At 53.2% G+C, this 15,139-nt stretch carries 12 protein-coding genes and 1 pseudogene; 6 read left to right on the forward strand and 7 right to left on the reverse strand.

All coding sequences use genetic code 11. The features are described 5' to 3' along the window. Positions 1 to 20 precede the first annotated feature (20 nt). Positions 21 to 1,892: a DUF885 domain-containing protein gene (locus tag IDSA_RS04275; RefSeq protein WP_034774468.1), complete on the reverse strand. Its 1,872-nt coding sequence runs from the start codon at positions 1,890 to 1,892 to the stop codon at positions 21 to 23. A 100-nt stretch (positions 1,893 to 1,992) separates the two neighbouring features. On the opposite strand from IDSA_RS04275, the gene IDSA_RS04280 reads away from it, so the two are divergent. Then, positions 1,993 to 2,541 (forward strand): YaeQ family protein, encoded by a 549-nt coding sequence (locus IDSA_RS04280; protein ID WP_034774471.1) that lies wholly within the window; start codon positions 1,993 to 1,995, stop codon positions 2,539 to 2,541. Here IDSA_RS04280 and IDSA_RS04285 read toward each other — a convergent pair. Genes IDSA_RS04285 through IDSA_RS04295 form a run of 3 tightly spaced genes read right to left on the reverse strand, consistent with a single transcriptional unit; the run spans position 2,532 to position 7,195 of the window. Continuing rightward, a complete protein-coding gene (locus IDSA_RS04285) occupies positions 2,532 to 3,944 on the reverse strand; it encodes a GTPase/DUF3482 domain-containing protein (protein WP_034774473.1) in 1,413 nt (470 codons plus the stop codon). The genes IDSA_RS04280 and IDSA_RS04285 overlap by 10 nt on opposite strands. After that, positions 3,941 to 5,347 (reverse strand): DUF2868 domain-containing protein, encoded by a 1,407-nt coding sequence (locus IDSA_RS04290; protein WP_034774475.1) that lies wholly within the window; start codon positions 5,345 to 5,347, stop codon positions 3,941 to 3,943. Before IDSA_RS04290 ends, IDSA_RS04285 begins: the two co-directional genes overlap by 4 nt. A gap of 21 nt (positions 5,348 to 5,368) precedes the next feature. Then, positions 5,369 to 7,195 (reverse strand): ABC transporter ATP-binding protein, encoded by a 1,827-nt coding sequence (locus IDSA_RS04295; protein WP_034774476.1) that lies wholly within the window; start codon positions 7,193 to 7,195, stop codon positions 5,369 to 5,371. A 110-nt stretch (positions 7,196 to 7,305) separates the two neighbouring features. On the opposite strand from IDSA_RS04295, the pseudogene IDSA_RS04300 reads away from it, so the two are divergent. From IDSA_RS04300 to IDSA_RS04310, 3 genes and pseudogenes are all read left to right on the forward strand, one after another. Next, positions 7,306 to 8,987: pseudogene (locus IDSA_RS04300) on the forward strand (carbon starvation CstA family protein). Next, positions 8,984 to 9,256 carry a cory-CC-star protein gene (locus IDSA_RS04305; protein WP_034774478.1) on the forward strand — a complete coding sequence of 91 codons (273 nt, stop codon included), beginning with the start codon at positions 8,984 to 8,986 and terminating at the stop codon, positions 9,254 to 9,256. The pseudogene IDSA_RS04300 and the gene IDSA_RS04305 overlap by 4 nt, the downstream one beginning before the upstream one ends. 11 nt (positions 9,257 to 9,267) lie before the next feature. Further along, positions 9,268 to 10,281, forward strand: coding sequence for an ArsA family ATPase (locus IDSA_RS04310; protein WP_034774479.1), 1,014 nt, complete (start codon positions 9,268 to 9,270; stop codon positions 10,279 to 10,281). Here the strand turns inward: IDSA_RS04310 and IDSA_RS04315 are convergent. After that, the gene (locus IDSA_RS04315) at positions 10,266 to 10,856 is read right to left on the reverse strand and encodes a YqaA family protein (protein ID WP_034774480.1); all 591 of its coding nucleotides are present in this window, start codon (positions 10,854 to 10,856) and stop codon (positions 10,266 to 10,268) included. The genes IDSA_RS04310 and IDSA_RS04315 overlap by 16 nt on opposite strands. Before the next feature lie 23 nt (positions 10,857 to 10,879). Further along, complete coding sequence (locus IDSA_RS04320; protein WP_034774481.1) at positions 10,880 to 12,250, reverse strand: M28 family metallopeptidase; 1,371 nt, start codon at positions 12,248 to 12,250, stop codon at positions 10,880 to 10,882. A gap of 106 nt (positions 12,251 to 12,356) precedes the next feature. On the opposite strand from IDSA_RS04320, the gene IDSA_RS04325 reads away from it, so the two are divergent. After that, entirely contained in the window at positions 12,357 to 13,373 is a 1,017-nt protein-coding gene (locus tag IDSA_RS04325) for a zinc-binding alcohol dehydrogenase family protein (RefSeq protein ID WP_034774483.1), read from the forward strand. 15 nt (positions 13,374 to 13,388) lie between these two features. Here the strand turns inward: IDSA_RS04325 and IDSA_RS04330 are convergent, their stop codons facing one another. Next, a complete protein-coding gene (locus IDSA_RS04330; protein WP_034774484.1) occupies positions 13,389 to 13,832 on the reverse strand; it encodes a hypothetical protein in 444 nt (147 codons plus the stop codon). A gap of 153 nt (positions 13,833 to 13,985) precedes the next feature. Between IDSA_RS04330 and IDSA_RS04335 the strand changes: the two genes are divergently transcribed. Further along, positions 13,986 to 15,137, forward strand: coding sequence for an efflux RND transporter periplasmic adaptor subunit (locus tag IDSA_RS04335; protein ID WP_034774485.1), 1,152 nt, complete (start codon positions 13,986 to 13,988; stop codon positions 15,135 to 15,137). Positions 15,138 to 15,139: the final 2 nt, after the last annotated feature.

A 15,139-nucleotide genomic window follows, 5' to 3' on the forward strand; every position in this document is an offset into this window, starting at 1 on the left:
CGGCCAATTCACCCGACTACTTACAATTGGCGACTGTGGTTTTCAATCCAACGATCAACACGTCGCTCCAGCAGGTGTAAGGGTAAGGCGCCGCCACCTAATACCGTATCGTGGAACGCCTTGATATCAAAATGCTCGCCAAGTTTAGCTTCGGCTCTGGCGCGTAAGTCCTGGATCCGCTGCATTCCGACCTTGTAAGCCGTTGCCTGTCCGGGCATAACCAGGTAACGCTGAACCTCAGCCCGAATCGCTTCCTCAGCAATAGGACTGTGGTCTTTGAAATAGTCTACTGCCTCCTGCTCGGTCCAGCCTTTGGCATGGAGTCCGGTATCCACCACCAGCCGCACGGCACGCCATAGTTCTGTAGTTAGCCGGCCAAAGTCTGAGTAATCAGACTGGTAAGCACCCATCTCTTTTGCCAGTTTCTCCGAATACAGCGCCCAACCTTCTGAGTACACAGTAAACCGTGCCTGAGTACGGAATCTGGGAAGCGTTTCAAGTTCCTGGGCAATTGATATCTGCATATGGTGCCCCGGGTTGCCCTCATGATAGGCAATGGCTTCCATTTCGTTTTTCGGCACCGCGCTCATATCTGACAGATGCACATAATAAACGCCTGGTCGCTCGCCATCAGGCGTGCCGGCAGAGTAATGCGCCGGCGCGCCGTCTTGCTCACGGAAGGCTTCCACCCGTTTGACCACCAGCTCCGCCCGGGGCAGAACGCCAAAATAGTCAGGTAAGCGCTGATTGATGAAATCCAGATAATCCCTGGTCTGTTCGAGATAGGCCTGGCGGCCTTCATCGGTATTGGGATAGAAAAAACGTTCATCGGTGCGGATAAACTCGAAAAACGCCTGCAAATCGCCTTCAAACCCGACGCGTTCGCGGATTTCATTCATCTCGTCAGTGATTCGGGCCACTTCATCAAGGCCAATCTGATGAATCTCTTCTGCGGTTAAATCGGTGGTCGTCGACGCCTCTAAACGCGCCTGGTAATAAACATTGCCATTTTCAAAACGATGTACGCCGGTAGCGATTTCCGGCGTGTTTTCAATGTCGCTTTCGAGCCAGTTTATCACTTCCTGATAGGCTGGCTGAAAGTGCTCAGTTAACGCGGTGCTGGTCGCCTGACGAAGTTCATCAGCGCGTTCGTTGTCAATTACGCCATCAGCTAACAACTGATCGATTTTCATGCTGGCGTCCGCCATCAAGGTAGATGCTTTTTCGCTGTCTTCGAACGGATACCCGTTCAGCAAATTTTCAGACACCCTGATAACTTTTTCGTAAGCAAAACGAGGTGGCCGTATCCCCTCTTCTGTCTGTTGCTTTGCGCGCTCGAGGAACTGCCCCATGGCGCGCGCAATCCCCTCGATTCTGGAGTTATAAGCCTCCATATCAGCTTCAGTCTCAACTTTATGAAAATTAATTAAAAACTGCGGCAGGTAGGAGTGCGGGCCGCGCATCTGATCGAAAACATAGTCCATGTGCTGGAATTCATCCTCCTGTTTCTGCAACTTATACTGGTATACCCAGATGTCATAGGACTCGCGCGCCTCGGGCGTCAGCGCATCGTAATTGAACTGTTGTTTAAGTTCATTAACCGAAGCTTCCCTCATGCTCAGCTCGCGCTGTTGAGCTTCGCGACTGAAATCATCGATTTCACCGTAACTGTCTTTGCCGCCAAGTCGGGTAATCGTCATCGGACTTAATTGCAGCAGCCGCTGATACTGGATGTCGAACCAGGCGTTCAGGCGCTCGGATTCACTCTTATCCGGGTGTTCCACCAACTCGGTAGCCTGGCCGTTCTGCTGCTGTTGCTGATCAACGCCCGGGTTCGGCCCACAACCGGTTAATAGGGCGAGTACCGCAAGCGTAATAAGTGAATAACGCATAACAACCATCCTTCTCAATGTGAAATTTTTTATTCAGCTATAAATGATACTAAACCAGCTTGTGGTAATATCAAGTTCGTCCCCCTTTTTGAGCTTGAGAATGGCCTTAAAATCAACGGTGTTTAAAGTCGAGGCACAAATTGCTGACATGGATCGTAATTACTATCAGGATCATCAACTAACCGTTGCACAGCACCCCTCAGAGACTGACGAGCGGCTGATGGTCCGGTTGCTGGCTTTTGCCATCAACAGTTCACCGACGCTGGCATTTACTAAAGGCTTGAGTTCTGACGAGGACGAGCCTGAACTTTGGGATCGCGATTACAGCGGCGTAATTAATCGCTGGATTGAATTTGGTCAGGTTGATGAGAAGTGGCTACGCAAAGCAAGTGGCCGGGCCCGGCAAGTACAACTGGTTTGTTATGGTGGGCGCAGTGTGCCGGTCTGGTGGCAGCAAAACCAACAAAACCTCGCCCGTTACAAAAATTTGCAGGTTATTGAAATACCCGAACCGTCCGTCAAGGCGATGGGGAAACTAATTAACCGGGCCATGACCCTTCAGTACACCATTAACGAAGGACAGATCTGGGTTTCCGACGGCATCGACAGCGTGCTAATCGAGCCAGTAATACTCAAAGACTACAGCTGATCAGCCTGGTTCATCAGCGCTTGTTGCAGAGCGCTAATCTGCCGCTGGCGGGCTGAAGAAGGTTCAAACTCCTCAACCATCATGGCAGACCATTGCGGACGCTTGCGTGCTTCACGCAATGCCGCAGGCTCCTTACCTGGCTGCCAGCAAACTAACGCACTTGGCTGGTCGCCGGCTTCGGCACCGACCACCAATTGTCCCGATGCCGCATGACCACGCCTGGCCAGCTGTTCAATCAGATAACACTGACGGGTGGCAAGTAAAGCAACAATAGTGTCTTCCACCATGAGTTCCTGTGCCCCGCTGAACCGTGCCCTGAGCCTTGAGCCATAATTTTGCCAGCCCTGATAGACGCCACCAACCAAAGCACCAATGGCTGTGGCCGCCCCTAAACTTAAACCGCCAACCATCAGATCGACGCCGGCTCCGGCCGCGGCACCTGTTCCCACGCCCAGCCCCGCCTTCAAACCGAAGTCCTTTAAGGTATGCGCCGAGAACAAATCATCCTGCCAGTAGCCGGCTTCAATATTCAGTTCAGCAAGTACTGCTGTATCCAGCCGGAAGGCATATAACGCGATAATCTCTGACAGACAGGTCTGTTCCCGCTGTTTCACTTCCCGTTGCATAGTGGCTACGGCACGGTTCAGCAACTGTTTGTCGCCACTGGCGACCAGCTTGCGATAGGCGGCAACATCAACAAGCAGCTCCGCCAACTGTAGATAGGCTTCGCGCCGCCGCTGTTGGCGCTGCTCGCGGCGAACCGCTGCTACCGCATCCAGTTGCGCACGAGCCGCGGGTAATACCGCTACCAGGCTGTTAAAGAGCTCTTGTTCCGCGCCGGGTGGCGGGCTGAAGGTGTCAAACTCAACCAGGGTATGCAAATTTACCCGCGCCAGTGCTTGCTTCCATTCTCTGGTGTAAGCTTTCGCAGCGCCGGTGAAATTTAAAACCGCGACCAGAGGTTTGCCACAACGCATTAAAATAGTGAGTTCGTCCTGAAACTTGGCCAGTACCGGATCTCTGACATCAATTACATAGAACGCCGCATCACTGCGTGTTAACTGACGCAGCACCTTAGCTTCTTGCTCAAAATCGTCGCGGGCGTAGAGACTGTGCAGAAAAGCCTGCACCTGAGCCGGGCCGTCATGGCGGTATTCCGGCTGAAACTCCCGGGCAAACAAATCGTACAGATCGGTACCAGCTTCCAGACCAGGCGTGTCAAAGAATTCCAGCACCGGCTCGCCGTCAACGACGATACCGGAGCTGATAACCTCGCGGGTACTGCTGGGGCTGGCGGCAACAACGCCAAAATCTGTTTGTTGCAGGAGCGTTCGCAGCAGCGATGTCTTGCCAACATTAGTGTGTCCAACCACGGCAATTTTTATTGGGTCGCTTGCATTCATATCCGGTCACCCTTCTTTTGTCCGGCACTTGTCAGCCATTCACCAACCTCAACCTCAGCGTCAGTCACAGGTATCCTTGCCGCGGCCAATGCATCGTACCAATGCGCTTGATGTTGCGGCGCTGAATTTTTATCAGCTACCAGCCAGACAGCAATCTGTTCACCACAGCTTTTTAGTTGTTCAAGAAAACGCAGACTGCCACGATCAGGCGACAGATTCGCATCAATTCTGACGATCACCAGAGCCGCAGGATTGGCGGCCAGTTGCTTTGTCAGTCGCTGTTTTTCAGCGCCTGTTCCCGCCACTCCCAGATAATTCAGCTCGGCATACTGGCTGATAAACTGCTCCAGTGCCGCTGGGGTGGGTTCAAAATCAAGGCTCAGTAACACCGCGCCTTTGCCTTTAACCAACGCCACAGCGCGCTTCCGCACACTGCTCAGCCAGCTATCGCCCTTCGCGTTATCCGCATCTACCAGAGTAACTGAATGATCTCCCTCAGTTACCGCACGCAGAGCATAGGCCATACCGGGCTTATCCAGTTCCAGCCGCATATTGCGCCAGCGCCAGCAGAACACAGCTGCTGCAACTATCAGTAATAACAGGCGCACGCCAATACCATAGACAGCAAGACAAACCAGCACCCAGTTGCCAGCTTGCTGATACAGCTCAGGTGACGGATTGGTCAGCAATGATTCAACCGATGGCGCCGCATAGTTAACTAAAGCCGGGAGCCAGTTCAATATTTGCGCCAGTACTTTTACGCTTTCGCTGTCGAGAATGGTGGTGGCCCAGGTGAAGGCGTAGGTGTTAACGGTCAGCTTGGTCAGTAAGGTTATCCAGGCAGCGACTAATAACGCTGTCCAGAAACTGTGCGTGATCACTGCCATCAGAGGCTTTAATAGTTGTTGCGAGCGGGCGACCTGCACCGCACTGCGCAAAGTATGGGCGTGCTGCGACCGCTGGCTCAGGCGCTGGGCAATATCCACTGCCATCCCGCCGATTCCGGACTTATCGCTACCGGTAAACAGTGACAGCAGCCAGAGGAGCAGCATGATAATATGCAGTCCCAATAAGGTAACCAGTGCCTGTAGCAACGACACCGGCTGATCGCCCTGAAGGGTTGCCGTAGCAATACCATAGCCGCCGGCTACCGCCAGAATCAAAAGTAAGCCCGCCAACCAGCGCTGCGCGCTCCGCCATAGCGAAAAATCAGGCCGCGGCAGCGCCGTTTCTGGCGGCGCATCCTCAGCAAGTAGTTGGGCACGTTTCAGCACCCGCGCTGGTAGCGACGACTCGCGCCGTGCCAGTGGTAGCACCCGCGTATCATCCAGCGCGCCATGCGTGAGTTCATACTGCCGTACTAATTCGGCTACCCATAACTTCTGAAAGCGCGAATGCGCCATAGGCTTCCTTCCTTTTCGTCGCTAGTCCTGCAAAAAGCCGCCTGACTGCCGCTGCCAGAGCTGTGCATAAAGCCCTTTTCTGGCCAATAACTCGTCATGGCTACCCTGCTCGATGATACGCCCTTCGTCCATTACAATCAGCCGGTCCATGGCGGCTATAGTGGACAGCCGATGGGCGATAGCGATAACGGTTTTCCCTTCCATTAACCGGTAAAGATTTTCCTGAATCGCGGCTTCCACCTCAGAGTCGAGCGCTGAAGTCGCTTCATCGAGGATCAAGATGGGCGCGTCCTTCAGCATCACCCTGGCAATGGCGATGCGCTGGCGCTGACCGCCCGATAGCTTAACGCCCCGCTCACCGACATGGGTATCGTAACCCCTGCGCCCTTTGGCATCACTTAAATCACCGATAAAGGTGTCCGCCTCCGCTCGCTCTGCCGCCTCTTCAATCATTTCCTCGGTGGCATCTTCGCGGCCATAAGCAATATTCCCGCGAATTGACCGATGCAGCAGTGAGGTGTCCTGAGTGACCATGCCAATTTGCTCACGCAGGCTATCCTGGGTTACCTCAGCGATGTTTTGCCCATCAATGCGAATGGCGCCGCCAGATACTTCGTAGAAGCGCAGCAGTACATTTACTAATGTGGATTTACCCGCCCCCGAGCGCCCTACCAGACCAATTTTTTCGCCCGCGGCAATACGTAAATCAAAATCACGCAGCACCGGCTTATCCGCGCTGTAATGAAAATCAACGTGATCGAAATGCACTTCACCCTGGCTAACAACCAGCGGCTTCGCATCCGGCGCATCCTGAATCTGCTGTGGAACGGAAACGGTTTTAATACCATCCTGAACGGTGCCGATATTTTCAAACAGTGACGAGATTTCCCACATAATCCACTGGCTCATCCCCCACAGCCGCAACACCAGGCTTAAGGCGACCGCAATGGCTCCAACGGTGATAGCCGCATCCAGCCATAGCTTAATAGCTAAAAACCCGACGCTAAATAGCAGGAGTGAATTGATCAGATACAAACAGGTATAGAGCTTAGTAACAAGGCGCATCTGCCGGTGTACGGTACCCAGAAAATCAGACATCCCCTCTTTAGCAAAGCGACTTTCGCGCTTGGCATGGGAAAACAATTTGACCGTCTGAATATTGGTATAGCTGTCTACGATGCGCCCGGTCATCACCGAGCGGGCGTCGGCCTGCAGCTCTGCTACTGCCCCCAGGCGGGGTACAAAATAGCGTAGTAACAGCACATAAAACGCCAGCCAGACCATTAGCGGCATAGCTAAACGCCAGTCAGCGGCACCCACGATAACCACGGTACCAATAAAGTAAACGGTGACGTAATTGAGTACATCAAACAGCTTGATCACGCACTCACGCACGGCCAGAGCGGTTTGCATCACTTTGGTGGCGATACGTCCGGCAAACTCATCCTGATAAAAGGTTACCGATTGGTTCAGCAAGTACTGGTGTACCAACCAACGGATCCGCATCGGGTAATTGCCAAGCAATGACTGAAAGGTCACCAGCGAGTGCAGGATCACCAACAACGGCAAGCCGATTAGTACGACAGCCGCCATGCCCGTCAGCGACCAGAACTCTTTCTCGAGAAAGGTTTCCCGGCTTTGTGCTGTCAGCCAGTCGACAATATTGCCAATGAAGCTGAATAACCAGACTTCAGTAATGGCGATGAGCATCATCAGCGCGCCGGCCGAGAGAATATAAGGCCAGGCACCGCGACTGTAGTGCAGGCAAAAGCGTATCAGCCCTTCTGGTGGCTGTTCAGGCTTACCTTCAGGAAATGGGTTCAGGCGATTTTCAAACCAGCGAAACATATAGGTCCTTGTCTGGTGAGCCTAGACTTTCGTCGCATGTCAGGCTTTACTAATTATGCGGTACGATTACCGGTTACGATTACCCCATAATAAACTAAAAGGGTCATTCCATGAACGCTATTCTACTGATGCTGCTGGGTTTAGGCGCGATGTTTCTCGGTTATGTGTTTTATTCAAAATTTATAGCTGAGAAAATATTTAAGCTTGATCCCAACTTTCGCACTCCGGCCCATGAGTTTGAAGACGGCGTTGATTTTGTGCCCACCAATAAGTTTGTCCTCTGGGGTCATCATTTTACTTCGGTCGCTGGCGCGGCGCCCATCATTGGCCCTGCAATAGCGGTGATCTGGGGCTGGGTGCCCGCGTTTTTGTGGGTCATATTCGGCACCATATTTTTTGCCGGCGTACATGACGCTGGCGCCATCTGGGCCAGTAACCGCAATAAAGCACGGTCAATCGGGGCGTTAACCGGCGATGTGGTGGGCAAAAAATCGCAAAGCCTCTTTATGATTGTCATTTCCCTGGTGCTGTTGATGGTCAATGCTGTTTTCGCCACCGCAATATCGGGGCTGCTGATCAGCTTCCCGAGCTCAGTATTACCGGTATGGGGCGCAATTTTTGTCGCTTTAATCATCGGCCAGATTATTTTCCGCAAATGGATGAGTCTGGGAACCATTTCGATTCTTGGCGTGATCGCGCTTTACGCGTTGATCTGGAGCGGCCCCGCAGTTCCGCTGGCACTGCCTGAAACCATTATGGGCGTCAGTGATAATGCACAGTGGATATTAGTGTTATTCGGTTATGCCGCGATTGCGTCCCTGCTGCCGGTATGGGTGCTGCTGCAGCCACGTGATTATATTAACGGACTACAGCTGTTTATCGGCCTCATTCTGGTCTACGCGGCGGTACTTATCAGTGGCCCGGAGCTCGTTGCGCCAGCGTTTAATACCAATACCCCTGAGGGCACGCCGTCAATGATCCCGCTACTGTTCGTTACCATCGCCTGTGGCGCTATTTCCGGTTTCCATGGCCTGGTCGCGTCGGGCACCACATCGAAGCAGCTGGATAAAGAGCCGGACGCGCGCTTTGTCGGTTATTTTGGCGCTATCGGTGAGGGTTCGCGCTGTCGCTGGCAACCATTATCGCCGCCACCGCCGGCTTTGCCACCCTGACGGACTGGCAGGCGGTTTATCACAGCTTTGGCCAGGGCGGTGTTGCGGCCTTCGTGCAAGGTGGCGCAAATATCCTGCAAAACGGTATCGGGCTTGATGTTTCAATATCACAGACGTTGCTCACTGTGATGGCGGTACTTTTTGCCGGGACCACCATGGATACCGGCCTACGATTACAGCGTTATATATTCCAGGAATGGGCGCAGATTTATAATATCAAGTGGATGAGTAAGGCCGCGCCGGCTACGTTACTGGCCGTTGGCACCTGCCTGATACTGGCCTTTGGTGCTGGCGGTGCCGATGGTACAGGTGGCTTGTTGATCTGGCCCCTATTTGGTACCACCAACCAGTTACTGGCAGGTCTGACCCTGCTGGTCATTACCACCATGCTGGTGAAACTGGGTCGGCCCATGTACTACACCCTCATTCCCTTAGTATTTCTGCTGGTTATGACCATTTACGCCCTGCTGATTCAGCTTATGAGTTTTTACCAGAAATCAGACTGGTTCCTGTTCGGTCTTGACCTGGTGGTGCTGATTGCTGCCGTCTGGATTGCGCTGGAGGCTTCCAGTACCGTTACCCGGCTGCGTCGCGAAAACAGAAGGCAGCAAAGCGCGTGAAGATTTCTGCGATTCGCCAATGGCTCAGTCAGGCTAACGCATTTGCGACTGAGGTTTATAATGCGCCCTACCGCTCCGCAATTGCGCGGGCTAAGCGCGAAGAAGACGACCTCTTTATGCTGCTGGTGTTTTCTGAAGTGATGGGCGTTCCCAACCCGGCCGCCTATTACACGCTTGAGTTACAGCCCTTAATGCTTGAACGCTTTCATGCCTGGCATCAGCGCATGGGCATGGAGCATTCTCCGCTTGACGGGTTTCGCTGCTGCTGACAGGAAGATTAATGGATAAGCTGTACACGAAAAGAATCATTTTTGTCGGCGGTAAAGGTGGTGTCGGAAAAACCACGGTCGCATCTGCGACCGCGCTTCAGGCTGCCGCGCAGGGTAAGCGAACCTTGCTGGTTTCAACGGATCCGGCACATAGTCTGGCCGATGCGTTCGCCCGGCCAATCGGCGATAACACAACCCGGGTAGCTGAGAACCTTGACGCGCTCGAGATTGATCCCGATCACGAAGTGACGGCGCATATTGAACGGGTGATGGCGTCGATGAAACGCTTCACCCGGCCCGATATGTATCCCGAAATTGAGCGGCAGATGCGGCTGACCCAGCAGTCTCCCGGCGCGCAGGAAGCCGCTTTACTGGAGCGCATCGCCGGTTTGATTGATCAGACAGCCGCAGACTATGACCTGCTGATATTTGATACTGCCCCAACCGGCCATACCTTGCGTTTGCTAACCCTGCCTGAAGCCATGGCTGCCTGGACTCAGGGGATGCTGCGCCAGACCGCGCGTTCACAACAACTGGCGGGTGTGCTTGACCATCTGAGCCCGAAAGCGGGAAAGGATATCAGCAATCCTATGGCTGATCCCGCTGAACACGAAACTGCTGATATGGATGACCGGACAGCGGCCATTACCAATAGCCTGCTACAACGCCAGCGACTATTCCAACGCGTGCGCCGCACCCTCACCGATGCCGACCAGACTGCCATGTTGTTTGTATTAACGCCGGAGAAACTACCCATTCTGGAAACTCAGCGCGCGATTAAAGCACTGCAGGCGGAACAACTCCCTGTGGCAGGCCTGGTTATCAACCGTAACCTGCCCGCTACGGCAGATGGTGCATTCCTCGCTCAGCGACGACAGCAGGAAGTGCGCTACCGCGACGAAATCAATAGTACCTTTGCTGGTTTAGCTAAGCTTTATGTGCCGTTATTCGCAACTGACCTGGAAGGTATCGAAGGGCTGCGCGCGATGGCAGCGGAATTAAGATGGGATCAAAGCCAGAGGTAAACACCGTAAAGCATTGCCGCAATAACCAAAATCAGCCATGCAACCCGACGATCATAACGCTCATACCATTGCAGGGCATAGTCGCCAAACCAGTGCACCAGCAGCGCCAGGCCATAGTAGCGAACGCCGCGCGCAATAGCCGCGGCAATCAGGAACAAATAGAGCGGATAGCCGGTGCTGCCCGCCGCCAGCATGGCGATCTGAAAAGGTACTGCCGAGATACCGATAAATAACACGGTGGCGAAGCCATGCTCTTCAAATTGCCGGTTAAACTCAGCAAAGCCGTTGTCATAGCCCAGCCAACTGAGCAACATCTGCCCGAGATCATCAAAAAACAAGAAGCCAATGCCGTAACCGATCATGGCACCCACCAGACACCCGGCGAGTGCCATTGAGGAAATAGCCCACAACCGATGCCGCTGGCTTAACATGATCGGGATCAGAATAAGTTCCAGCGGGATGGGTACCACAAGGGATTCCAGCAGCGATGCCAGAAACACCAACGTCAGCAGATAATCGGAATTGAGAATGCGCGCTACCAGCCGGTTAGCGCGCGTGTCTTCTGTCTTCTTCACTAATGGGCTACCCTCTCAGTGGCTTACTCTCCAAAAGCGCCGGCCGGCCCGGGAAATACCACTGGGCTTTCGAAGCCGTCTTCACTGACGCTGGCCACGCCGAAGAAGTAGTTATCGATCACGATATTCTCCAGCGTATATTCAGTTACATCGCCAACATAGCGACTGAATTCCCAGTTCGGCGCATCCGTATGACGCCAGTACACCCGATAACCGGCAACCAGTTCTTCTTCTTCCGGACTAGTCGCGCCCCATGTCAGGGTGGTGTCTGGCGACACGGCGCCACTGATACTTACCTTAGTTGGTGGGGTTGGGGCCCAGGCCATGCTCGCCAGGGTTACCGCATTAAGTGCGGTTAACTTCGCCGCATAGTCGAAGTTAACCCCGTCAATGGTATCCCCATAGACAATCCCGTCTTCAACGCGTAAGTCCTGGTGCTGGCGGTTGTAGTTTTCATTGGTTTCCATAATCCGTACGCCCGGATAGCCAAGATCATTGAACGGCCGGTGATGGCCGCCACGGGCAAAGCGATCGAGCCGGTAAATGACCATGGTGTCGAGGTTGGTGATATAACGATCAGCCATCCAGTCGATGTAACGCGCCAGGTTACGCGCGGGTGAATCCACCTCACCGCCGGTGAAGCGGCGACGGCGTGCGTCTTCCGGAGTTTCATCCATCCGCGTACCTTCGGCAAAAATACGGGCGGTAGTATTATTGATAACGCCGTTAACACCTTCGATGTTGCCAATCATGTCGTTATTCAGTACGGCTTTGATCCGCCAGCCATCTTCTTTCGCTTGTTCAGCCATGATCTTACCGCCGAATAAGCCCTGCTCTTCACCTGCCAACGCGGCATAAACAATAGAACCGGCGAACTTGTGCTTGGTTAACACGCGAGCCGCTTCAAGGGTACCGGCAACACCAGAGGCATTATCATTCGCGCCTGGTGATTCTGAGGTGTAGTCCATGACATCAGAAACCCGCGAATCGATATCGCCGGACATGATCACATAGCGATCGGGATCCACTTCGCCGCGCTGAATGGCAATTACACTCACCACTTCTGTCGGGTTGGGAATACGAGGCTCACCAGAAATAACTTTGGACTGGTAGTACACTTCCAGACAACCACCGCAGGCTGCTGAAATAGCATCGAACTCTGCTTTGATCCAGCGTCGCGCAGCACCAATGCCATGGGTATCGGATTCAGTCTCAGACAAGGTATGGCGGGTGCCAAAACTCACGAGCTTGGTAATATCCTGCTCAATCCGATCCGGCGAAACCGCCGCAGCAATGTCGTGCAACTTTTGCTGATCTTCGTATTCGATAGCAGCGAGCGCCGGCACTGATGCCAGCAAAGCACTGACCGTAAATGGAAGCATAAATGGTTTCATGAGTTATCCTTATTGTGAAAAGCATGCGAACTACTATAAGGTTTCAGTAGCGGCCAGGTCAAAATAACACGCCCAAGAGCCTGATTTAGACGAGGAGTGAATTAGAATGCGAGCTGTAGGTTATAAAAAATCACTACCAGCCAGCCACAATGAAGCGCTGCTGGACATTATCCTGCCCGAGCCGGAGCCGGAGCCGAACGATGTTATCGTGAAGGTGCAGGCCGTCGGTGTTAATCCGGTTGATACCAAGATCCGCATGCGTAAAGAGCCAGCGCGCGGTGAAACCGCCATTCTGGGCTGGGACGCCGCAGGCATTGTCACCCGGGTTGGTAGCAAGGTGACTGAGTTTCAGGCAGGTGATGAAGTCTGGTACGCCGGCGCCGTGGATCGCCCGGGCTGCAATGCGGAACTGCACGCTGTCGATGCCCGCATCATTAGCCGCAAGCCAGCATCTCTTAGTTTTGCTGAGGCGGCGGCAATGCCCCTGACCTTCCTGACTGCATGGGAGTTACTTTTTGATCGGCTGGATGTGAAGCACGATGATGAGCATGCTGTCATCTTGGTCACCGGCGCTGCCGGCGGTGTGGGTTCGGCGCTGATTCAACTGGCTAAAGCGTTAACCGAAGCCACGGTCGTAGGCACGGCATCGCGTGTGGAATCCCGCAACTGGGTTACACAACTCGGCGCCGACCATGTGATTGACCACAGCAAATCGCTGGTCGAGGCCTATCGCAAGCTTAACTTGTCCGACGTGACTCATGTTGCCAGCATCACGCACAGTGATCAGCATTTTGATGATTTAGTGGAGCTGTTGCAGCCACAGGGCAAGCTGGCGCTGATTGATGATCCGGCAACGCCGCTAGACGTTAGCAAAATGAAACAAAAGAGCTTGTCGCTGCACTGGGAGTTCATGTACACCCGCTCCATGTTTCAGACCGCCGACATGGGCCGGCAAGGTGAAATTCTCGCCAAAGTTGCCGAGCTTACCGATGCCGGGACCATAACAACGACTATGACGACCAACCTGGGGAACATAAATGCCGCAAATTTGCGCACTGCCCACAGCCAGCTGGAATCTCAGCATACGATTGGCAAAATCGTCCTGGCCGGGTTTGGCAGCTAACCGCGGACGGCAAAGCTACTCAATACAATCAGCTGGCGTAAAACGCAGGTTAAACAGAAAATTTTCACTCTGGTCAAGGTAGCGGAACTCTGCGAAGTCAGCGTGGTTGCGGTAGAAAGCTAAGCTTTCGCTGGTACAATAGTGGCGTTGCATCGGCCCTTCAAGCTGAGCGCGGATACTGTCGATATCGTTCCGGTATTTGTCGATAGCAATCAGTGAATAAATAAAGCGCATGCCGTAATTTGCCACCTCAGCTCGTTCAAACCGGGTTTGTTCGTCCAGTAGTTTAGGTACGTCGCGGTTTAGCTTGCCCGAACGCTCAAGTAGCTCCTGATACAATTGGTTACGATTTTTTACTAACGACCCCTGCTGCCACTGCTGGAACAGCCATATCAGCAAAAGCCCGATAACTAAGGCACTTACCGCAGTTGTGAGGCGTTTTCGTCCAGATTTTGTCATGGTTATTTCCTGATGATTTCCAGTGGGCATAGCTAAAAATTATAGCAATCATCCTTACAAACATTCACGCATGTATGTATAATTGCTGCCATCGTTCAGTTAATCATGCCCGGCCGATGTCCGGGCTACATATAAAAACCGTGAGGTAATTCAATGCAACAACGCGTTCGTGTATCGTTGTTTCTTCCATTAATGGCCGGTCTCTCATTGATACTGGCCGGCTGTAGTGATGCCAGTGATGGTGCTGCCCAAGAACAGCAACAGCAGCAATCTATCACTGTCGGTGTGGTAACAATCGAACCTGCAACAGTTGACGTAACTACAGTATTACCTGGCCGGGTTTCTGCCTTTAAAGTAGCAGAAGTCCGCCCGCAGGTCAGCGGCATTTTGCAGTCGCAGCTGTTCAAAGAAGGCTCAGTGGTCGAAGCCGGTCAACAGCTGTATCAGATCGAACCTGGTGTATATCAAGCTGAAGTCGCGAGTGCCCAGGCGGCGGTAGCCCGTGCCAAAGCCCTGATTAAATCAACCGAAGCCCGCTTTAATCGCTTCCAGCAACTGCTGAAAGAAAACGCCATCAGTCAGCAGGATTACGATGAAGCAGAAGCTGCTTATCTGCAGGCGGAAGCGGAATATAAAGTCGCACAGGCCGACTTAAACCGAGCCGAACTCAACCTTCGCTATACCCGGGTGGAAGCGCCAATAAGCGGCCGCATCAGCCGCTCTGTACTTACCGAAGGGGCGTTGGTGACTACTGGCCAAGCGCAGCCGCTGACTTATATTCATCAGCTCGATCCGATCTATGTCGACATTGCCCAAAGTAGCGAGGAATATGCCGAGTTGCAACGCGACATTCGCACCGGTCGGATAACCACCGATAAAAATAACCAGGCCGCAGTGACGCTGACTGTCGGTAAAGGCTTTAACTTTGCACAAACCGGTAAGTTACTGTTTAACGAAGTGACCGTTGATCCGCAGACCAGCTCGATAACCCTGCGCGCACAATTTGCTAATCCCGACCATGTTCTTATGCCTGGCATGTATGTACGCGCTGAAGTAGCGCGCGGCGAATTGCAGCAAGCCCTATTGGTACCTCAGCAAGGTGTTACGCGCGACCCACGTGGCCGGGCGACAGCCATGTTCGTTAATCAGGACGGTGTTGTTGAGCAGCGCTATCTTACTGTGGATCGGACCATCGGCAGTGACTGGCTGGTAACTGACGGGGTGACCGCCGGTGATCAGGTCATAATAGAGGGCTTACAGAAAATTAAACCCGGCGATACCGTTACAACCGAAGAAGTGAAATAAAC

Source organism: Pseudidiomarina salinarum, assembly GCF_000753715.1.
GTDB classification, from domain to species: domain Bacteria; phylum Pseudomonadota; class Gammaproteobacteria; order Enterobacterales; family Alteromonadaceae; genus Pseudidiomarina; species Pseudidiomarina salinarum.